Source organism: Cupriavidus sp. 01L43 (genome assembly GCF_056399925.1).
Genome location: NZ_JBFTSH010000019.1, coordinates 167,289 through 187,558 on the forward strand (window position 1 = coordinate 167,289; position 20,270 = coordinate 187,558).

Below are 20,270 nucleotides of genomic sequence, written 5' to 3' on the forward strand. Positions count from 1 at the left end.
GCGGTAGATTGGGCACGCCGGCGCCTCTGTGCGCCGATGTGCCTCATCAGACAATTACTGGATGATGCCGCCGCCCAGGCAGACGTCGCCGTCGTAGAGAACGGCCGACTGCCCCGGCGTCACCGCCCACTGCGCTTCGGCGAAGGCCAGCTTCAGCGCCTCGCCGTTGGCCACTTCCACGCGGCAGGCCGCATCGCTCTGGCGATAGCGCGTCTTGGCCGCCATCTCTGCGCCGGCCGCAGGTGGCTCACCCGCCACCCAGGACAGGTCCGCCGCTTCCAGCACCGGCGTCAGCAGCCACGGATGGTCGTGCCCCTGCACCACGTAGAGCGTGTTGGCGGCCATGTCCTTGCGCGCCACGTACCAGGCGTCACCGCTGCCTTCGCGGCTGCCGCCCAGGCCAATGCCCTTGCGCTGGCCCAGCGTATAGAACGCCAGCCCGATGTGCTCCCCCACCACCTTGCCCTCGGGCGTCTTCATCGGCCCTGGCTTGGTCGGCAGGTAGCGATTGAGGAAGTCGCGGAACGGCCGTTCGCCGATAAAGCAGATCCCGGTCGAATCCTTCTTCTTCGCGTTCGGCAGGCCGATCTCGGCGGCGATCTCGCGCACGCGCGTCTTCGGCATCTCGCCCAGCGGGAACAGCGTGCGCGACAGCTGCGCCTGGTTCAGCCGATGCAGGAAGTAGCTCTGGTCCTTGGTGTGGTCGAACGCCTTGAGCAGCTCGAAGCGCCCGTTGTCCGCCTGCCGCACGCGCGCATAGTGGCCCGTGGCGATGGTCTCGGCGCCGAGCGACATCGCGTGGTCCAGGAACGCCTTGAACTTGATCTCGGCATTGCAGAGCACGTCCGGATTGGGCGTGCGCCCGGCCGAGTATTCGCGCAGGAAATCGGCGAACACGCGGTCCTTGTACTCGGCGGCGAAGTTCACCGCCTCCACGTCCACGCCGATCAGGTCGGCCACGGACACCACGTCGAGCCAGTCCTCGCGCGTGGAGCAGTATTCGCTGTCGTCATCGTCCTCCCAGTTCTTCATGAACAGACCGATGACTTCGTACCCCTGCTGCTTGAGCAGCCACGCGGTGACCGACGAATCGACCCCGCCCGACATACCCACCACCACCCGCTTGCCGCTCACGATGCGTCTCCGGTGCTGACCGCCACGCTTGTGGGATGCGTATAAAGCACATCCAGCGCGAAGCGCTTGCCGGCGAGGTAATCGTTCACGCAGGCCATCAGCAACGGGGTGCGATGGCGCTCGGGGCAGGCGCGCAGTTCCTCGGCGGTCATCCACAGCGTCCGGATGATGCCGGTATCGAGCTGGCGGCCTTCATCGAGCGTGCCGAGGTCGCCCGTGAAGGCGAAGCGGATATAGGTGGTGTCGCCCTGGTCGCGCGAGGAGAGCCCCCGGCTCATATAGCAGCCGATCAGCGCGCGCGGCTCGAAGGTGTGGGCGGTTTCCTCGAGGGTCTCGCGCACGACGGCGCGGATCAGGCTCTCGCCCGCTTCCAGGTGGCCGGCCGGCTGGTTCAGCCGCAGGCCGTCGCGCGTTTCCTCTTCAACCAACAGGAAGCGGCCGCCGCGTTCGATGACAGCGGCAACTGTGACGCTGGCGTTCCATTCACGTGACATGATGCACATTTTTTAAGCAATCCGGCATTTTACCGGTTGCTGTCGGAATGTGCAGGGATGAAGGCGGAAAGGGCGGAAACACCGCGGGCGGCAGCAGGGCCATGGCCGCTTCCAGGCGGGCCGTCAGCGCGCGCGTGGCCGGCGTGAGCGGCTGGCGCACCTCGGCGCGGGCCAGGCCTGCCAGCGCCAGCGCGGCCTTGACCGGCGCGGGGTTCGGCTCGGCGAACATCAGGTCGATCAGCGGCGAGAGCTGGCGGAACAGCGCGCGCGCCGCTTCGTCGCAGCCGGTGCGGGCCAGTTGCAGCAGCCGGACGAACAAGTCCGGGCGGATATGGGCGGCAGCCGGCACCACGCCTGCGCCGTCGGCCAGCAGGTGGTCGAGCATGGCGGCATCCTCGCCGCAGAACACGCGCAGGGCATCCTGCCCGGCCAGCGCGCGCAGCCCGGTGCGGTCGCATTCCTTGATCGCCACGACCTGCGGATGGTCGGCCAGCCGCAGTGCCAGCGCGGGGGAAATCGTGGAGCCGGTGCGCTTCGGCACGTTGTAGAGCATCAGCGGGCGCGCCGTCTGGCTGGCCACGCGGCGCACGTGCCAGGCGATGCCCTCGTCCGACACGCGCAGGTAGTACGGCGGCGGGACGAGGTAGCCGGCGAGGTCGAATCGATCCAGCGTGCGCACCTGCTCGCAGACCGAGCGCGTGTCCACGCCGCCAACGCCCGCCATGACCGGCATGCGGCCCTGCGCCACCTCAAGCACGGCTGCGGTGACCATCAGCCGCTCTGCCTCGGTCAGCAGGCCGCCCTCGCCCGTCGTGCCGAGCACGATCAGGCCATCCACACCGGCGCCAGCATAGTGCGCGGCCAGTTGCTGGGCGGCGCGCAGGTCAGGCGCGCCGTGGCGCAGCGGCGTGACCAGCGGCAGCCACAGGCCATCGCCGATGACCGAATCAGTGCGCGGCATGATCGCTCCCCAGCATCGTCGTGATGCCGAACTCGGCGGCCGGCAGTGCGGTCATGATGGCGTGCATAGCGGCGTCGCGGCCGGCGCGCTCCACTTCCACATGGAGCGTGGTTTCCCCGTGCCGATGGTCCACCTCCACCACATACACACGGGCGAGCTTGCCGATGGCCAGGTGCAGCGTCTGGCGCAGCATGAAGACCTGCGCCGAGGCCACCGCCAGGCGCAGGCGGATCCAGTGGCCATCGCTGGCGGCGGAGGCTGGCAGGGCGTCACGCCCGGCGCGGCGGCGCGGGACGGTGGCAAAGGCAACGGCGAGGCTCGAGGACTGTCGCATTACGCTTGAATCCGCGCGGAGCGGATCGTCTGTGGAACATGGCTCCATGCTAGGGAGCGGCGTCTCAAATTGATGCAGCAATCGCGGCGCCGGGTATCAACAACGCATCAACGCCGCGTCGTCGAACCCGGTCAGAACGTCTTTGTGATGGACGCGAGCGCGGTCGCCTTGCCCATGTAGCGGCCATGCGAATTCGTATAAGTGCCACGCTTGGCGTTGGTGTCGAGGTAGGCTACGGCCACGCTCAGGCCCTTGCCGAAGTCCTTGGTCACGCCGATTTTCCAGTCGGTATACGAGGCGTCGCTGAGGTTCTTCACGCCCTGGTAGCCCACGTGCGCGTTGACCGTCAGGTCCCACACATTGAGCGGCACGTTGGCCGTGAGGTCGATGTAGTAGCTGTTCTTGGTGTCGCCAAATCCGAAAAGGTTGGTCAGCGCGTGCGAGTACTTGAGGAACACTGGGCCGTAGCCGATGCCGGCATAGACCTCGGTGGTGTAGGGACGCGTGAAGCCACTCGGATAATCGCCAGGGTAGTAGTACTCGAGCACGCCGAGGTCATAGTTGAATTCGGCGTCGGCCAGCTTGAACGTGTTGCGGAAGCCGCCGTAGAAATCCATCTCCACCGGGGCGGAGACTTCCGCGTTACTGTCCGAAAGCCAGCTGATGCTTGAGTTCCAGTTGCCGAGGTAGAGCCCGCTCGCGTGGGTGTAGTCCAACCCGCCCTGGATGGCCGGGCGGCGGTCGGACTGCATCAGGCCCCGGTAGCGGTATTCGCTGGCCAGCGCGACATTGGCGGTGAAGGTGTGCGGCGAGGCCTCCGCCTCCTGGGCGAGCGCGGTGGCGCACGGGGCGGCAAGGAGGACGAGGGCGGTAAGGCGGGTAGCGATCATGGATGCTGGATGCGTAACGGGTGTTTGGAGGCGCCCTTCCCCGAAAAAGGGGGAAAGCGGCGTACCCGTCACGATACGGAGCGGCGCATCAAATCGGCATCAAGATTGGGCGCCCCGGCAACATGTTCGAATCAAGAGGGAATCCGGCCTGCATTAAACGAGTCGTTTCATGCGTCGCAAAAATGAGTCGTGGCGACCGCACAAATCGTCGACCGGGCAGTCACCACCGAACGTAAGTTTCGGGTAAGCTGCGCAAAAATTGGTGCGCCGCGCCGCGGTGGACCAACGGGCCAGGACGTCAGCCCGCCCAATCAGATACGACGCCAGCTAAAGGAGAAATTGACGATGCATATCGGCATCCCGCAGGAAACGCGGGCAGGCGAGGCACGCGTCGCCGCCACCCCGGAGACCATCAAGAAGTACGTTGCCCAAGGGCATCAGGTCACGGTGCAGGCTGGCGCAGGCGTACGCGCCAGCATTCCCGACGCGGCGTTCGAAGCCGCCGGCGCACGGATCGGCACGGCTGCCGATGCCTTCGGCGCCGAGCTGGTGCTGAAGGTGCGGGCACCGGACGATGCCGAGCGCGCCCAGATCAAGCCGGGCGCCGTGCTGGTGGGCATGCTCAATCCCTTCGATATCGAGAACAACGCGCGCATGGCCAGTGCGGCCATCACCGCGTTCGCGCTCGAGGCCGCGCCGCGCACCACGCGCGCGCAGAGCATGGACGTGCTGTCGTCGCAGGCCAACATCGCCGGCTACAAGGCCGTGCTGGTGGCCGCGCACCACTACCAGCGCTTCATGCCGATGCTGATGACGGCCGCCGGCACGGTGAAGGCCGCGCGCGTGCTGATCCTTGGCGCCGGCGTAGCCGGTCTCCAGGCGATTGCCACGGCCAAGCGGCTGGGCGCCGTGATCGAGGCCTCGGACGTCCGCCCCGCCGTAAAAGAGCAGATCGAGTCGCTTGGCGCCAAATTTCTCGACGTACCGTTCGAGACCGACGAGGAACGCGAGATCGCCCAGGGCGTGGGCGGCTACGCCCGTCCCATGCCGGCCGACTGGATGCGCCGCCAGGCGGAACTGGTGCACCAGCGCGCCGCTCAGGCCGACATCGTCATCACCACCGCGCTGATCCCGGGCCGCAAGGCGCCCGTGCTGCTGCAGGAAGACACAGTCAAGCAGATGAAGCCCGGCTCAGTGGTGGTCGACCTGGCCGCGGCCCAGGGCGGCAACTGCCCGCTGACCGTGGCCGACGAGGTCGTGGAACGCCACGGCGTGGTCCTGATCGGCTACACCAACCTGGCCGGCATGGTCGCCGCGGACGCCTCGGCGCTCTACGCGCGCAACGTGCTCGACTTCCTCAAGCTGATCGTTGACAAGGATGCGCGCTACACGCTCAACCTTGAGGACGACATCGTCGCCGCCTGCCTGATGTGCAAGGACGGCCAGCTCGTCAGGCAGGCCGCCTAGATTCCCAACCGGAGCCGCCACGCCAGGACACACCGGCGGACGGCCCACCCAGCCTCAACCAAGGACGTATCACCCATGCAACGCAACATGCTCCGCGCCAAGCTCCACCGTGTCACCGTGACGCAGGCGGACCTCCATTACGAGGGATCGTGCGGCATCGACGAGAATCTTCTCGACGCTGCCGACATGAAGGAGTTCGAAAAGATCGAGCTGTACAACGTACAGAACGGCGAGCGCTTCTCCACGTACATCATCAAGGGTGCACGCGGTAGCGGCGAGATCTCGCTGAACGGCGCCGCCGCGCGCCGCGCGCACCTGGGCGACCACCTGATCATCTGCACCTACGCACCGATGAGCGACGAGGAAGTGAAGACCTATAAGCCCAAGGTCATCCTGGTGGACGAGAAGAACCGCATCAAGGAAATCAAGAAGATCGACTGATCTTTCTGGATTTTTTGCGATAGCCGCGCCCGGGGCGAGCCGCCCGGCGCGGTGGCGGTGCCGGCCCTGCAGTCCCACATCGATACGAAGCACGAAGAATTCGAAAGCAACGAGGAGAAGTCGATGGAGATGGTGAACCACACGGTGATCAACCTGATCATCTTTGTGCTGGCAATCTACGTGGGATACCACGTGGTCTGGACGGTAACGCCGGCCCTGCACACCCCGCTGATGGCCGTGACCAATGCGATTTCGGCCATCATCATCGTCGGCGCCATGCTGGCGGCCGGCCTCACGGAAGGCAGCGTGGGCCGCGTCATGGGCACGCTGGCGGTGGCGCTGGCGGCCGTCAATGTGTTCGGCGGCTTCCTCGTGACCCAGCGCATGCTGGAGATGTTCAAGAAGAAGGAACCGAAGAAGCTGGCTGGCAAGGAGGGGGCACGATGACCGGACTCGTCAGCATGAACCTCGTCACGCTGCTGTACCTCGTGGCCTCGGTCTGCTTCATCCAGGCGCTCAAGGGCCTGTCCCACCCCGCTTCGGCCCGCAAGGGCAACACCTTCGGCATGATCGGCATGGCCATCGCCGTGGTGACCACGCTGGCGCTGATCGTCAAGCTCAAGGAGGAGTTCCTGGCGGCGGGCACGGCCCAGTCGTCGGTGGGCACGGGCCTGGCGCTGATCTTCGGCGCGCTGGTCGTCGGTGGCGGCATCGGCGCCTATGTGGCGCGCAAGGTCGAAATGACCAAGATGCCGGAACTGGTGGCGGCGATGCACTCGCTGATCGGTCTCGCGGCGGTGTTCATCGCCGTGGCCGCCGTGGCGGAGCCGGCTGCGTTCGGCATCGCGCCGGCTGGCTCGCACCTGATTCCCACCGGCAACCGGATCGAACTGTTCATCGGCTGCTTCGTCGGCGCCATCACGTTCTCGGGCTCGGTGATCGCCTTCGGCAAGCTGGCGGGGCGCTACAAGTTCCGGCTGTTCCAGGGCGCCCCGGTGGTGTTCCCGGGCCAGCACTGGCTGAACCTGCTGCTGGCCGTGGCGATGTTCGGCTTCGGCATCATCTTCTTCCTGTCGCAGGCGTGGCTGCCGTTCCTCATCATGCTGGCGCTGGCCTTCGTGCTGGGCGTGCTGATCATCATCCCGATCGGCGGCGCGGACATGCCTGTGGTGGTCTCGATGCTGAACTCGTACTCGGGCTGGGCGGCGGCGGGCATCGGCTTCTCGCTGAACAATCCGATGCTGATCATCGCCGGCTCGCTGGTCGGCTCGTCCGGTGCCATCCTCTCGTACATCATGTGCAAGGCGATGAACCGCTCGTTCTTCAACGTGATTCTGGGCGGCTTCGGCGGCGACGCGGCGGCAGCCGGCCCGGCCGGCGCGCAGGCCCAGCGCAACGTGAAGTCCGGCTCGGCCGACGACGCCGCGTTCCTGATGGGCAATGCCGAAACCGTGATCATCGTGCCCGGCTACGGCCTGGCGGTGGCCCGCGCTCAGCATGCACTTAAAGAATTGACCGAGAAGCTGCACGACAAGGGCGTGATCGTAAAGTACGCGATCCACCCCGTGGCGGGCCGCATGCCGGGCCATATGAACGTGCTGCTGGCGGAAGCCGAGGTGCCGTACGACCAGGTCTTCGAGATGGAGGACATCAACAGCGAGTTCGGGCAGGCCGACGTTGTGCTGGTGCTGGGCGCCAACGACGTGGTCAACCCGGCCGCCAAGACCGATCCGAAGTCGCCCATCGCCGGCATGCCGATCCTGGAGGCGTACAAGGCCAAGACCATCATCGTGAACAAGCGCTCGATGGCGGCCGGGTACGCGGGCCTGGACAACGAGCTGTTCTATATGGACAAGACCATGATGGTGTTCGGCGATGCCAAGAAGGTGGTCGAGGACATGTTCAAGGCCGTGGAATAAGGCCGGACACCGCGGAACGCAAATCCGAATCGGAATCGGAATCCGACTGACAATCAGGCCGGAAACCCTCGGTGATTAAAGCGGCGTGAAGACCTGAAATCAACGAAATCGAAGACATGCGGCCGGCAACCAACGCCGGCCGTTTGCTTTTGGCCTCCTTTGGTGCGGCAACATTGCGTGGACCCATCCGCGCGCTATACTGGCTTGCCACGGCCCCCAAACCCTCGCTCTTCATTCGCTGCCGGCCGCAGCGTAGATCGCACCATGACATTCAGCCCGCATGACAGGAACCTGTCGGTCTTCCATCACCCCGTCCTGACGGTGCTGGTGGACGACAGCAAATCGTTTATCGACAGCCTGGCATTCCAGATGGACGCGTCGCGCGCCGTGGTGAGCTTCACCGACCCGCGCGAGGCACTGACATGGATCCGCGAAGCCTATGCCACCCGGCATCCGGCCTTCCTGCCCGTGCGCGTGACCCACGACGACCTGACCTTCCTGAGCGAGCGGCGCACCGTGCAACTCGACGTGGACCGCATCTATCGCCAGGTCCACGACATCCATCGCTTCATGCAGCCCGGGGTGATCGTGGTGGACTACTCGATGCCGCAGATGGATGGCCTCGAGTTCTGCCAGGCGCTGCAGGACCTGCCGTGCAAGACCATCCTGCTGACCGGCACCGCCGACGAGAGCATTGCGGTGCAAGGCTTCAACCATGGGCTGATCGACCGCTATGTGAAGAAGCACGATCCGAACATGGTGGCGCGGCTCGACCAGGAAATCGACGCACTCCAGCAACAGTATTTCGCGGCGATCTCGCGCACGCTGCGCGACCTGCTCACGCGGCACTCGTACGCGTTCCTGTCCGATCCGGTGATGGCGGACCGCGTGCGCCAGACCGCCGCGCGCTATGGCTTCGTCGAGTACTACCTGTATCCGAATCCGGTGGGCATCCTGCTGCTGACGGCGCAGGGACATGCCACGCTGATGGTGATCGAGACGCGCGCCGGGCTGATGAGCCAGGTGGAGTCGGCCGAAGCCTACGAGGCGCCGGCCACGCTGATCGAAGGGCTGCGAGAAGGCCGCATCGTGCCGTTCTTCTGGCCCGGCAACGGCATGTACACGCCGGCGTGCGCCGACTGGGAGCAATACTGCCTGCCGGCCGAGCGGTGCGAAGGGCGCGAGGAGTATTTCTACGCGCTGTTCGACCTGCCGCGCCACCTGCTCCAGGAGCCGGTGGTGAGCCTGCAGGGGTTCCTGAGCGATTTCGCCCGCAACCCCGAGGCGCTGACGGGCCGGAACAGGCAGGCATAAGCCTGACCGTCCCGCATCCCCCTTATTCCTTCGGCGCTTCCCCGCCTTCCTTGCGGTTGCCGCCGCGCACCATGTCGAAGCGGAACAACCGGCATTCGATATTGCCGTTGTAGAGCGGCGTGCGGCGCGATTCCTTGAGCCGCAGGCGCTTCGGCATACTCAGGTCGCCCGTGAACACCCACGCCTGCCAGCCCGCGAAGTGTTGCTTCAAGGTGGTAGCGAAGGCGCTGGCGAACTGGTTCGCGGCGGCCTCCTCGGCCTCGTCGCGCGGGGCCTCGGGCAGTGCGCCCCGGCGCTGCTCGCCGCGCACGGCGATCCGCTCGCCATAGGGCGGATTCATCAGCATCACGCCCGGCGTGGCGAACGGTGGCTGCACAAAGCGCGCATCCACCTGCTTCAGGGGCACCTCGCCCGGCAGCCCGGCGCGCTGCCAGTTGGCGTCCGCCATGGTCAGCATGTCCGTGGAAATGTCCGATCCGGCGATCTCCAGCGCCGCCACGCCCTTGGCCGCCGCCTCCTTGGCGCGCTGCGCATCGGCGCGCAGGGCCTGCCAGGCCTTGTTGTCCATGCCCTTGAGCCATTCGAACGCGAAGGTCCGCGCCCCGCCCGGCGGGAGGCCCAGCGCCACCTGCGCCGCCTCCACCAGGAACGTGCCGCTGCCGCACATCGGATCAAAGAACGGGCGGTCGGTCTGGCCCTGCACCCATCCCGCCAGCCGCAGGATGCCGGCGGCGAGGTTTTCCTTGAGCGGCGCCTCGCCCTTCTCCATGCGCCAGCCGCGCTTGAACAGCGGCTCGCCGGTGGTGTCGAGGTAGAGCGTGCAGTCGAACTCGGTCAAATGCGCATAAATCCGCACATCCGGGCTGACCGTATCGACGCTGGGACGGTCGCCGAGCGCCTCGCGCATGGCATCGCAAACACCGTCCTTCACGCGCAGCGCGGTGAAGTTCAGGCTGTGCAGCGGTGACTTGTGCGCGGTGATGTCCACCCGCAGCGACTCATCCGGCGAAAACCACTGATCCCAGCGTTGCTGGCGGGCCAGCGCGTAGACATCGTCCTCATGCCGGTAGCCGCGCTGCGCCACGCGCAGCAGCACGCGGCTGGCGATGCGCGAGTGCAGGTTGACGGCATAGGCCGCCGCCATCTCGCCCGAGAACGGCACGCCGCCCGGCACCTCGCGATGCACCTGGAACGGCGCGGCGGCCACCACGGCCGGATACTGGGCGATTTCCCGCAGTTCCTCGGCAAGGGCGGATTCCAGGCCACGCGGGCAAKGAGCAAAGAAGGCTTGGGTCATGGGAAGAACATCCTGCAAACAAAAACGTCCGCCGTGGCGGACGGGAGTGAGACTAGCGTAGCGGACCGCGCGGCGGACCGCTAGTCGGCGGCCAGGGCGCGGTCCAGGAAATCGAGGCGGTCCTGGCCCCAGTACGGCTGGCCATCCAGCACGAACCACGGGGCGCCGTACACGTTGGCGGAGAGCGCGTCCTGCGTATTCTGCGCGTAGGCGGCCTGCACGGCCTGACCCTCGCTGGCCTTGAGCAGATTGGCGCCGTCCAGGCCGGCCTCGTCCGCGATCAGCGCCAGCGTGGCCGCATCGGCGATATTGCGCTGGTCCGCCCACACGCCCCGGCAGATGGCGCCGGTCAACTCCAGCGCGCGCGCCGTGCCGTGCGCCAATTGCGCGGCGATGATCAGCCGGGCGGCGGCATCGCCGGACACCGGGAAGAACGTCGGATGCAGATGCATCGGCATGTTCAGGAACTGGCTCCAACGCTCGAGTTCCACCAGCCGGTATGCCTGGCGCTGCGGCGGACGCTGCGCCAGCGGCACGCCGCCGGACACCGCGAACACCTTGCCAAGATCCACCGGCTTCAGCAGCACCTGGGCGTTATGGCGGTTGGCGATGTCGACGAAGCGGGCATGTCCGAGGTAGGTAAACGGGGACTGCGGCGCCAGGAAGTACTCGACCTGCTTGCTCATCATGACCTCATGTAAGGCTTTGGGGGAGAACGCTGAATCGTAGATCGCTTAAAACGGCTTCACGACCACGAGGATCACGATAGCCAGCAGCACCAGCACCGGCACTTCGTTGAACCATCGATAGAACGTGTGCGAGCGTGCATTGGCGCCCCGCTCGAACTTGCGCAACAGCACGCCGCAGCCGTGGTGGTAGCCGATCAGCACCAGCACCAGCGCCAGCTTGGCGTGCATCCAGCCCTGCCCCGTGCCGCGTCCGATGCCATAGCCGAGGTACAGCCACAGCCCGAACACCACGGCCGGCACGGCCAGCATGGTCATGAACCGGAACAGCTTGCGCGCCATCAGCAGCAGCCGCTGCACGCCGGCCGGATCGGTCTCCATCGCCAGGTTGACGAAGATGCGCGGCAGGTAGAACAGCCCCGCGAACCACGACACGACAAAGACGATATGGAACGACTTGACCCAGAGCATTGGTGGTGGACGTTGTTTTGGCGTATTTAAGAAGCGTGGCCGGCAATCCTCAGGTCCGGATTTCCCCGTGCCCGAATACGACGTATTTCAACGAAGTCAGCCCCTCCAGCCCGACGGGGCCGCGTGCGTGGAGCTTGTCGTTGGAAATGCCGATCTCCGCGCCCAGGCCGTATTCGAAACCATCGGCGAAGCGCGTGGAGGCGTTGATCATCACGCTGGCCGAATCCACCTCGCGCAGGAATCGCATGCCGGCGGTGTAGTTCTCGGTGATGATCGAATCGGTGTGGGCCGAGCCATAGGTATTGATATGGTCGATGGCCGCGTCGAGCCCGTCCACGGTGCGGATGGCCAGCACCGGCGCCAGGTATTCGAGGCGCCAGTCCTCCTCGGTGGCATCGACCAGCTTGCCGAAGCCGGCCGCTTCCAGCGTGGCGCGCGTGGCGGCGCAGACGCGCAGCTCCACGCCTTTCTCCTGATAGATGCTGGCCAACGGCGGCAGCACGGCGGCGGCGATGTCGCGCGACACCAGCAGCGTTTCCATCGTGTTGCACGGCGCGTAGCGCTGCGTCTTGGCGTTGTCGGCCACGCGGATGGCCTTGTCCAGGTCCGCATCGGTGTCGATGTAGACGTGGCAGATGCCGTCCAGGTGCTTGATCATCGGCACGCGGGCCTCTTCCATCAGGCGCGCGATCAGGCTCTTGCCGCCGCGCGGCACGATCACATCGACGTATTCGGTCATCGTGATCAGCCGGCCCACGGCGGCGCGGTCGGTGGTCTCGATGACCTGCACGGCCTCGGCCGGCAGCCCGGCCGACGACAGCCCTTCCGCCACCAGCGCGGCCAGTGCCGTGTTCGACTCGATGGCTTCGGAGCCGCCGCGCAGGATCGTGGCGTTGCCGGACTTCAGGCACAGCGCCGCGGCGTCGATGGTCACGTTCGGGCGCGACTCATAGATGATGCCGATCACGCCCAGCGGTACGCGCATCTGGCCGACCTGGATGCCGGTCGGGCGGAACTTCATATTGGTGATCTCGCCGATCGGGTCCGCCAGCGCGGCGATCTGCTCCAGCCCGGCCGCCATCGTGCCGATGGCCTTGTCGGACAGCGTCAGGCGGTCCACGAACGCGGCGTCCTGGCCGTTGGCCCGGGCACGCTCCACATCGCGCGCATTCACGGCCTTGAGCTTGTCGGCATCCCGGCGGATGGCGGCGGCGATGGTCAGCAGCGCGCGGTTCTTGTCAGCCGTGGTGGCCCGCGCCATCGCGCGCGACGCCACGCGGGCCTGCTGGCCAACGCGGTCCATGTAAGCGTTGAGATCGAACTCGGTCATGATGGTGTCCAGGCGTTCCTGGCTCGACTGCGTAGTAGTGTCTCGGGGGCCCCCGGGGGCCGGTGTCGTGCGGGTAGGTCAGGCGACCGGTCGATCGGAAACTCAGGCCGGACGCGCGATCATCAGCGCCAGTTGCAGCAGGCCATCCCATGGCTCGGCCGGGAGGCTGCCGCCCGGGCCGCCTGCGCCTGGCAGGTCGGACAGGCCCTTGACCTGCCGGTCCAGCCGGGCGGCCATGGCCAGCGCGGCTTCCAGCTGCGGCAGCGCCAACCGCTGCGCGGCCTGCGGCACCAGTCGCTCGCGCGGGCCCCAGACGCGCAACTCGCGCATCAGCACACCCGCCGGCTTGCCGGCCGCCAGCCCTTGCCGGACTTTGGATAATACGCGAATTTCCTCGGTCAGCGCCCAGAGCACCAGCACCGTGGCCTCGCCCTCGCCGCGCAGCCCTTCGAGCATGCGCGTGAGGCGCGGCACGTCGCCGCCGAGCATCGCCTCGGACAGCTTGAAGACGTCGTAACGGGCCACATTGAGCACCGCGTCGTGCACCTGGTCGAAGGTAAGCACGCCGGGCGGGTACAGCAGGCCGAGCTTCTGGATTTCCTGGTGGGCGGCGAGCAGGTTGCCTTCCACCTTGTCGGCGATGAACTGGAGCGCCCGGCGCCCGGCCTCGCCCGGTTCCACGCGCTGCTGCTGCAATCCCAGCCGCTCGCCAACCCAGGCCGGCAGCCGCGTGCGGTCCACGGCATCGACCTTGATCGAGACCCCGGCGGACTCCAGCGCCTGGAACCACGCCGACTTGGACGTCGCGAAATCAAGCCGGGGCAGCGTGACGAGCATCACCACGTCCGGCGACGGCTGGGCCGCCACGGCGCGCAGCGCCTCGCCGCCATCCTTGCCGGGCTTGCCGGTCGGGATGCGCAATTCCACGATTTTCCGGTCGCCGAACAGCGACATCGACTGCTGGGCCTCCACCAGCTGGCTCCAGTGGAAGCCGCGCTCGGCCACGAGCACGTCCCGCTCGGAAAAGCCGGCCTCGCGCGCGGTGCGGCGCAGCCGGTCTACCGCTTCGAGCACCAGCAGGTGTTCGTCGCCATGCACGACGTACAGCGGCGCCATGCCCTTGGCCTGGGCCTGCTTCAGGTGCGCATCGAGTCCGTCGAGCTTCAGTTGCATCACGGTGCGGGGCGGGGTCGAGCCGCCCTCAGATGGCCTTGACCGAGGCCAGGCGGCGCATCAGCTGCTGGACGATATCGCGCTGCATGTCGCGATAGAGCTGCTGCTCCTCGTAGTCCTTGGACAGCGTGTTGGCTTCGTTGTAGGTCAGGTCGCGGGTCAGGACCAGTTGCGACGGCGGAATCAGTTCCTTGCCGGCCTGGTCGCGCAGGCGGAAGCTGAACCGCTGCGTCAGACGGTATTCGCGCACCACGCCCTCGGTCGTGATCGACAGGATCGACTTGGCGCGGGTGTCACCCAGCACATCGAGAATCGCGTCGGCTTCCTTCAGATCATCGACGATCTGCGTGTCCGAGCCATTGCGGATGTTGCGGCGCAGGTCCGATCCCATCAGCGAATTGGCCGGAAGCCCAATATAGAGTCGCTTGAACGCGAAGTCGGCGTTGCCGCGCATGTGAAAGCCGCAGCCGGCCAGCAAGCCGGCTGCCGCCATTGCGGCCAGCACCCTGCGACGTCCTGTGTTGATTCCGTCCATGCTTCGCAATTCCCTTGTTTCCGGGCGCCTCAGAGCACCACGTTGACGAGTCGGCCCGGCACAACCACGATCTTCTTGGGCGCGGCGCCGGCGGCGAACTTCGCCACGATCTCGCTCGCGGCGGCCGTGGCCTCGATGGCGGCGCGATCGGCATCGGCCGGCACCGTCAGGCTGCCACGGACCTTGCCGTTCACCTGGAGCACCAGTTCGATCTCGCTACGCACCAGCGCGGCTTCGTCCACCTGCGGCCAGGCGGCGTCCAGCAGGTCGCCGCCCTGCTCGGCGTAGCCCAGCTCCTGCCACAGCGCGTGCGTAACGTGCGGCACCACCGGATACAGCACGCGCAGCAGGATGCCGAAGCCCTCGCGGCGCGCGGCCGGCGAGGCGCCCTTGGCGTCTTCCAGCGCGTTCAGCATCTTCATCGTGGCCGAGACCACGGTGTTGTACTGGATGCGCTGGTAATCGTAATTCGCTTGCTTCAGCACGCCGTGGAGGTCGCGGCGCAGCGCGGCGTCATCGGCCGTGAACGCCGTGCCGGCACCATCGCGAATCGCCTGGGCGTTGGCATGGGCGAAGTTCCACACGCGGCGCAGGAAGCGCGACGCGCCTTCCACGCCCGAACCGCTCCACTCGAGCTGCTGCTCGGGCGGCGCGGCGAACATGACGAACAGGCGCGCCGTGTCGGCGCCGTACTGGTCGATCAGCGCCTGCGGGTCGATGCCGTTGCCCTTCGACTTCGACATCTTCTCCACGCCGCCGATCACCACCGGCTGGCCGTCCGCCTTCAGCGTGGCACCCAGCGGGCGGCCGCGCTCGTCGGTCCGCACGTCCACCTCGGCCGGGTTGTACCAGTGCTTCTTGCCCGAGGCGTCCTCGCGGTAATAGGTCTCGTTGAGCACCATCCCCTGCGTCAGCAGGTTCGTGAACGGCTCGCTGAACTTGACCAGGCCCATATCGCGCATGACCTTGGTCCAGAAGCGGGCGTACAGCAAATGCAGGATCGCGTGCTCGATGCCGCCGATGTACTGGTCCATCGGCATCCAGTAGTCGTTGCGGGCGTCGACCATCGTCGGGGCGTCCGGGCACGTGTAGCGCATGTAGTACCAGCACGAGTCGATGAACGTATCCATCGTGTCCGTCTCGCGGCGCGCGGGCTTGCCGCAGGACGGGCACGTGCAGTTCAGGAAGCGCGGGTCCTTGTTCAGCGGATTGCCGGTGCCGTCCGGCACGAGGTCTTCCGGCAGCACCACGGGCAGGTCCTGCTCGGGCACCGGCACCACGCCGCAGGCATCGCAATGGATCAACGGGATCGGCGTGCCCCAGTAGCGCTGGCGCGAGATGCCCCAGTCGCGCAGGCGCCAGGTCACCTTCTTCTCGCCCAGGCCCTTGGCGGCGAGGTCGGCCGCGATGGCGTCCACGGCGGCCTGATAGCCCAGGCCATCGTACTTGCCGCTGTGGACCAGCTTGCCGGCTTCCTTGTCGCCGTACCATTCCTGCCACGCTTCGGTGGAGAACGGCTGGGCCTTGACGTCCACCACCTGCCGGATCGCCAGCTGGTACTTGTTCGCGAACGCGAAGTCGCGCTCGTCGTGCGCCGGCACGCCCATCACGGCGCCGTCGCCGTAGCTCATCAGCACATAGTTGCCGACCCAGACGTCCACCGGCTCGCCGGTCAGCGGGTGCTCGACCTGGAGCCCGGTCGGCATGCCCTTCTTCTCCATGGTCGCCATGTCGGCTTCCATGACCGAACCGTGCTTGCATTCGTCGATGAAGGCGGCCAGCGTCGGGTTGTTCGCCGCGGCCAGGGTAGCCAGCGGGTGCTCGGCGGCCACGGCGCAGAACGTCACGCCCATGATCGTGTCGGCACGGGTCGTGAACACGTACAGCTTGCCGTCATTGACGAGCTTGCCGTCCGCGCCCGAAATCTTGTGCGGGAACGCGAAGCGCACGCCGGTGCTCTTGCCGATCCAGTTCTGCTGCATGACCTTGACGCGCTCGGGCCAGCCCAGCGCATCCAGATCACCGAGCAACTCGTCCGCATAATCGGTAATCCGCAGGTAATACATCGGAATTTCGCGCTTTTCCACCACCGCGCCCGAGCGCCAGCCGCGCCCGTCGATGACCTGCTCGTTCGCCAGCACGGTCTGGTCCACGGGGTCCCAGTTGACCGTGCCGGTCTTGCGGTAGGCGATGCCCTTTTCCAGCATCTTCAGGAACAGCCACTGGTTCCAGCGGTAGTAGTCCGGGCTGCAGGTTGCCACCTCGCGCGACCAGTCGATCGCCAGGCCCATCGACTGCATCTGCTTCTTCATGTAAGCGATGTTGTCGTAGGTCCAGGCGGCTGGCGCCACGTGGTTGTTCAGCGCGGCGTTCTCGGCCGGCATGCCGAACGCGTCCCAGCCCATCGGCATCAGCACGTTGTGGCCGTTCATGCGCAGGTAGCGCGCCATTACGTCGTTGATCGTGTAGTTCCGCACGTGACCCATGTGCAGCTTGCCCGACGGGTACGGCAGCATCGAGCAGGCGTAGAACTTCGACTTCTCCTTCCCGTCGGGACCCACAGCGTGCTCGGCCACCTTGTAGGCTTCGGTGGCCTGCCAGTGCTGCTGGGCGGCTTGTTCAACGGCGGAAGGAAGATATTTGTCTTGCATGTTTGGTACGACGGATCAGGACGTCGGATCGGGGACGGCGTTCCGCGCGCACCTGGGGTGCCGGGCGGACCGATTTGCGAAAGAGCCGATTATAACCGTGGCGGACACCCGCCACGGACGGCGAAAAGTCTGAAAATGGCCATGCGGCGGGCCATTTTCGGCAATTTTGGCGTGTGCCGGGCTTACTTCAGGCCCAGCACATCCTGCATGTCGAACAGGCCGGCCGGCTTGTCGGCCAGGAAGCGCGCCGCGCGCACGGCGCCATCGGCGTACGACTGGCGGCTCGACGACTTGTGGCTGATCTCGATGCGCTCGCCAATGCCGGCGAACATCACGGTGTGATCGCCGACGATATCGCCGCCGCGCACGGTGGCAAAGCCGATGCTGTTGGCGTCGCGCGGGCCGGTATGGCCTTCGCGGGCGTAGACGGCGCAATCGTCCAGGCTGCGGCCCAGCGCGCCGGCAACCACCTCGCCCATGGCCAGCGCCGTGCCCGATGGCGCGTCCACCTTGTGGCGATGGTGGGCTTCGATGATCTCGATGTCATAGCCGGTCGAAAGTAGCTTTGCCGCCACTTCCAGCAGCTTGAAGGTGGCGTTCACCCCCACGCTCATGTTCGCGGCGAAGACGATGGCGATCGACTTGGCAGCGTCCGCCAACGCCTGCTTGCCGGCGGCGTCGAAGCCCGTGGTGCCGATCACCATCTTCTTGCCGAGCCGGCGCGCCGCCGCCACGTGGGCCAGCGTGCCTTCGGGGCGCGTAAAGTCGATCAGGCAGTCGGCGGCGCCGAGCACGGCGTCCACATCGGACGAAATCGTCACACCCGTGGCGCGGCCCAGGAATAGCCCGGCATCCTGGCCCAGCGCGGCGGCGCCGGGCACGTCGAGCGCGCCGGTCAGCGTCACGCCGTCGGTATTCAGCACATGTTCGATGAGCATGCGGCCCATGCGGCCGGAAGCGCCTGCGATTGCGAGTTTCATGGTGATTGTGCGATGTCGGGGAAGGGGCGCCGCCCGGCCGGGGCGGCGAGGCGGCATGGCATCCGGGCGCGGCCCGCAACGGGCCGCGTGCCGGTCAGCTTGCCGGTTTGGCGGACGTGTCGGGCGTGGGCGTGGCTGGCGGGGTGGCCGGAGCCGGGGCGGCTTCGGGGGCCGGCGCGGCGGTCGGCGGCACGGGGGCGGCACTATCGGCAGCGCCTGCCGGTGCGGCCGGTGCCGGCGTGGCCGGGGCGTCAGCCGGTGCGCTGCTCGAACTCGTCACGATCTTGCCCGGCGTCTGGTTGCGCAGGGCTGCCTTCATCCCGTCGATTTCGGCGATCAGCTCATATTCGGACGGCAGTTCGTCCCCGCCAAACTTGACCAGCTTGTCGCCATCGAAGAACACCGTGTAGCGGCGCTGCTGCACGACTGGCGTGCTGCCGCGGCGGAACGAGAACACGTAATCCCAGCGATTGCCGTGGAAAACGTCGGTCAAGAGCGGCGTGCCCAGCAGGAAGCGGACCTGATCGCGCGTCATGCCTTCGCGCAACTGCGACGCTGCCTCACGCGAGACGAAATTGCCCTGTACGATATTGATACGATACGGCGTGATGGCGTCGGCCACCTTGCGCGACGTGCTGTCATAGGCCGAGCAGGCGCCGGCCAGCACGGCGGCCGCCAGCAGGGAAGACACCAGCGGCAGGCGCATGGCGGTCGTACGGAATGAACGCATGGATCTCGCTTTCAGACGGGAAAGGATAGTGCCGGGTCCGGTACAGGCCGTGGCACCGGGGCGACTTTTGTCGCCAAAACCCTTATGATTCAACTATCCAGACATTGTACTCTAGGGAGTCACGCCTATGCCGAGTCCGGCGGACCTCAAAAACATCGGCCTGAAGGCGACCGTCCCCCGCCTCAAGATCCTCGAGATCTTCCAGACCAGTGAACAGCGCCACCTGAGCGCCGAAGACGTGTACCGCATCCTGCTCAACGAGCACATGGATATCGGTCTCGCCACGGTATATCGCGTCCTGACCCAATTCGAGCAGGCCGGTTTGCTGTCGCGCAACAACTTCGAATCAGGCAAGGCGATCTTCGAACTCAACGAAGGCAAGCACCATGATCACCTGGTGTGCCTCGATTGCGGCCGGGTCGAGGAATTCTTCGACTCCGACATCGAGCAACGCCAGCAAAGCATTGCGCGCGAGCGCGGCTTTGCACTGCAGGAACACGCATTGTCGCTGTACGGCAACTGCACCAAGAACGACTGTCCCCACAGACCCAAACGATAAGCCGCCGCGGGCCACGGCCCAGCGAGCAGGCAACAAAAACCGGCGCCTCGGCGCCGGTTTTTTTCATCGCTCACACGCCTTCATCATCGTACATACCGGCAAATGGGTCGTGCCATCCGTTGTTCGGATAGAAGACGATCGCGCGTCCTTTTATACTCCACACAACCTCCGCCAGCCCGCTGGAGCTTACAGACCAAGCGGCGCTATTACCATCAGAGAACTCCACAGTGCCTGTTGCATAACAGGGCGAATAGAATTTCTTTGGTCGCCAATAATGGTCAACAGGATACGCCCGGGAAAAATACCTTCGAAGTTGCGCCGTGGTCGGCTTGAAGGCCTTGCACACATGGCTCATGTTATTGATTTCTCTAAGACCTGTGGCTTCGATGTCGATCTTTTTTACCGATCTGGCGTGCACCGGCAGCGCCGTAAGACACGTTGCAAGACACACGAGGACGTACGCCGCAGGCATTACCATTTTGCAGACTCCGCTTCCGATTCCATTTTTCGCGCGACTACTGGATGCCGGTAGATCCCTCGTACATGCCTCGAAATGGATCGCGCCATCCATTTTTGGCGCGGTAAAGGACGACTTGCCCATTTAAGTTCCACGTCAATTCTGCGACACCGCTGGACGTCAGAATCCATTGCCCCGCATTCCCGTCGAAAAACTCCACTACGCCTTTCGCATGACACGGAGAATAGAACTTGTTGGTCGACCAAAAGCCATCAACAGGATAGGCGTATGTGAAGTATTCTCTAATCTGCAACGTAGTTGGCTTGAACGCTTTGCAAGCCTCCTTTGCGGTCCCTTCTATATCGCTCAGACCCACGCTTTCCACGACAACGGTCTTTACACCCCGGGCGTGAGCGTGCCCTGATAACGCACACAAGATGCATAGGA

Annotated in this window: 21 protein-coding genes; 6 read left to right on the forward strand and 15 right to left on the reverse strand. The window is 65.8% G+C overall.

What is annotated here, in order from left to right; genetic code table 11:
• Positions 1–54: 54 nt before the first annotated feature.
• The 5 genes from mnmA to AC1DP9_RS24410 all read right to left on the reverse strand — a co-directional run bounded on the left by mnmA (position 55) and on the right by AC1DP9_RS24410 (position 3,813).
• A complete protein-coding gene (mnmA, locus tag AC1DP9_RS24390; RefSeq protein ID WP_477108710.1) occupies positions 55–1,134 on the reverse strand; it encodes a tRNA 2-thiouridine(34) synthase MnmA in 1,080 nt (359 codons plus the stop codon).
• Complete coding sequence (locus AC1DP9_RS24395) at positions 1,131–1,637, reverse strand: NUDIX hydrolase (protein WP_092298821.1); 507 nt, start codon at positions 1,635–1,637, stop codon at positions 1,131–1,133. The genes mnmA and AC1DP9_RS24395 overlap by 4 nt, the downstream gene beginning before the upstream one ends.
• Positions 1,618–2,589: a 4-hydroxy-tetrahydrodipicolinate synthase family protein gene (locus tag AC1DP9_RS24400; RefSeq protein WP_092298818.1), complete on the reverse strand. Its 972-nt coding sequence runs from the start codon at positions 2,587–2,589 to the stop codon at positions 1,618–1,620. The genes AC1DP9_RS24395 and AC1DP9_RS24400 overlap by 20 nt, the downstream gene beginning before the upstream one ends.
• A complete protein-coding gene (locus AC1DP9_RS24405) occupies positions 2,576–2,923 on the reverse strand; it encodes a hypothetical protein (RefSeq protein WP_477108711.1) in 348 nt (115 codons plus the stop codon). Before AC1DP9_RS24405 ends, AC1DP9_RS24400 begins: the two co-directional genes overlap by 14 nt.
• Positions 2,924–3,054: 131 nt before the next feature.
• On the reverse strand, positions 3,055–3,813 hold the full coding sequence (locus AC1DP9_RS24410; RefSeq protein ID WP_477108712.1) for a TorF family putative porin: 759 nt from the start codon (positions 3,811–3,813) through the stop codon (positions 3,055–3,057).
• Between the two features lie 345 nt (positions 3,814–4,158).
• On the opposite strand from AC1DP9_RS24410, the gene AC1DP9_RS24415 reads away from it, so the two are divergent.
• From AC1DP9_RS24415 to AC1DP9_RS24435, 5 genes are all read left to right on the forward strand, one after another.
• The gene (locus AC1DP9_RS24415) at positions 4,159–5,280 is read left to right on the forward strand and encodes a Re/Si-specific NAD(P)(+) transhydrogenase subunit alpha (protein WP_441643896.1); all 1,122 of its coding nucleotides are present in this window, start codon (positions 4,159–4,161) and stop codon (positions 5,278–5,280) included.
• A gap of 75 nt (positions 5,281–5,355) precedes the next feature.
• Positions 5,356–5,721: an aspartate 1-decarboxylase gene (gene panD / locus AC1DP9_RS24420; protein WP_092298805.1), complete on the forward strand. Its 366-nt coding sequence runs from the start codon at positions 5,356–5,358 to the stop codon at positions 5,719–5,721.
• A 123-nt stretch (positions 5,722–5,844) separates the two neighbouring features.
• The gene (locus tag AC1DP9_RS24425) at positions 5,845–6,168 is read left to right on the forward strand and encodes an NAD(P) transhydrogenase subunit alpha part 2 (RefSeq protein WP_477108740.1); all 324 of its coding nucleotides are present in this window, start codon (positions 5,845–5,847) and stop codon (positions 6,166–6,168) included.
• A complete protein-coding gene (locus AC1DP9_RS24430; RefSeq protein ID WP_092298802.1) occupies positions 6,165–7,640 on the forward strand; it encodes an NAD(P)(+) transhydrogenase (Re/Si-specific) subunit beta in 1,476 nt (491 codons plus the stop codon). Before AC1DP9_RS24425 ends, AC1DP9_RS24430 begins: the two co-directional genes overlap by 4 nt.
• Positions 7,641–7,904: 264 nt before the next feature.
• A complete protein-coding gene (locus AC1DP9_RS24435) occupies positions 7,905–8,954 on the forward strand; it encodes a response regulator (protein ID WP_477108713.1) in 1,050 nt (349 codons plus the stop codon).
• 22 nt (positions 8,955–8,976) lie between these two features.
• Here AC1DP9_RS24435 and AC1DP9_RS24440 read toward each other — a convergent pair whose 3' ends face one another.
• The 9 genes from AC1DP9_RS24440 to AC1DP9_RS24480 form a co-directional block, all read right to left on the reverse strand.
• The gene (locus AC1DP9_RS24440) at positions 8,977–10,251 is read right to left on the reverse strand and encodes a THUMP domain-containing class I SAM-dependent RNA methyltransferase (RefSeq protein ID WP_477108714.1); all 1,275 of its coding nucleotides are present in this window, start codon (positions 10,249–10,251) and stop codon (positions 8,977–8,979) included.
• Positions 10,252–10,331: 80 nt separating this feature from the next.
• Positions 10,332–10,937: a 2-hydroxychromene-2-carboxylate isomerase gene (locus tag AC1DP9_RS24445; RefSeq protein WP_092298793.1), complete on the reverse strand. Its 606-nt coding sequence runs from the start codon at positions 10,935–10,937 to the stop codon at positions 10,332–10,334.
• Positions 10,938–10,985: 48 nt separating this feature from the next.
• Entirely contained in the window at positions 10,986–11,408 is a 423-nt protein-coding gene (locus tag AC1DP9_RS24450) for a CopD family protein (protein WP_441592263.1), read from the reverse strand.
• A 49-nt stretch (positions 11,409–11,457) separates the two neighbouring features.
• Complete coding sequence (locus AC1DP9_RS24455; protein ID WP_477108715.1) at positions 11,458–12,738, reverse strand: glutamate-5-semialdehyde dehydrogenase; 1,281 nt, start codon at positions 12,736–12,738, stop codon at positions 11,458–11,460.
• Between the two features lie 102 nt (positions 12,739–12,840).
• Positions 12,841–13,911 (reverse strand): DNA polymerase III subunit delta, encoded by a 1,071-nt coding sequence (gene holA, locus AC1DP9_RS24460; RefSeq protein WP_477108716.1) that lies wholly within the window; start codon positions 13,909–13,911, stop codon positions 12,841–12,843.
• A 28-nt stretch (positions 13,912–13,939) separates the two neighbouring features.
• Complete coding sequence (locus tag AC1DP9_RS24465) at positions 13,940–14,446, reverse strand: LPS-assembly lipoprotein LptE (RefSeq protein ID WP_477108717.1); 507 nt, start codon at positions 14,444–14,446, stop codon at positions 13,940–13,942.
• Between the two features lie 29 nt (positions 14,447–14,475).
• Entirely contained in the window at positions 14,476–17,097 is a 2,622-nt protein-coding gene (gene leuS / locus AC1DP9_RS24470) for a leucine--tRNA ligase (RefSeq protein ID WP_477108718.1), read from the reverse strand.
• 182 nt (positions 17,098–17,279) lie between these two features.
• Complete coding sequence (gene dapB, locus AC1DP9_RS24475; RefSeq protein ID WP_477108719.1) at positions 17,280–18,077, reverse strand: 4-hydroxy-tetrahydrodipicolinate reductase; 798 nt, start codon at positions 18,075–18,077, stop codon at positions 17,280–17,282.
• A 94-nt stretch (positions 18,078–18,171) separates the two neighbouring features.
• Positions 18,172–18,807, reverse strand: coding sequence for an outer membrane protein assembly factor BamE (locus AC1DP9_RS24480; RefSeq protein WP_092298771.1), 636 nt, complete (start codon positions 18,805–18,807; stop codon positions 18,172–18,174).
• A gap of 127 nt (positions 18,808–18,934) precedes the next feature.
• Between AC1DP9_RS24480 and fur the strand changes: the two genes are divergently transcribed.
• On the forward strand, positions 18,935–19,366 hold the full coding sequence (fur, locus tag AC1DP9_RS24485) for a ferric iron uptake transcriptional regulator (RefSeq protein ID WP_092298769.1): 432 nt from the start codon (positions 18,935–18,937) through the stop codon (positions 19,364–19,366).
• 70 nt (positions 19,367–19,436) lie between these two features.
• On the opposite strand, the gene AC1DP9_RS24490 is transcribed toward fur, so the two are convergent.
• Positions 19,437–19,967 (reverse strand): hypothetical protein, encoded by a 531-nt coding sequence (locus AC1DP9_RS24490; RefSeq protein ID WP_477108720.1) that lies wholly within the window; start codon positions 19,965–19,967, stop codon positions 19,437–19,439.
• Positions 19,968–20,270: the final 303 nt, after the last annotated feature.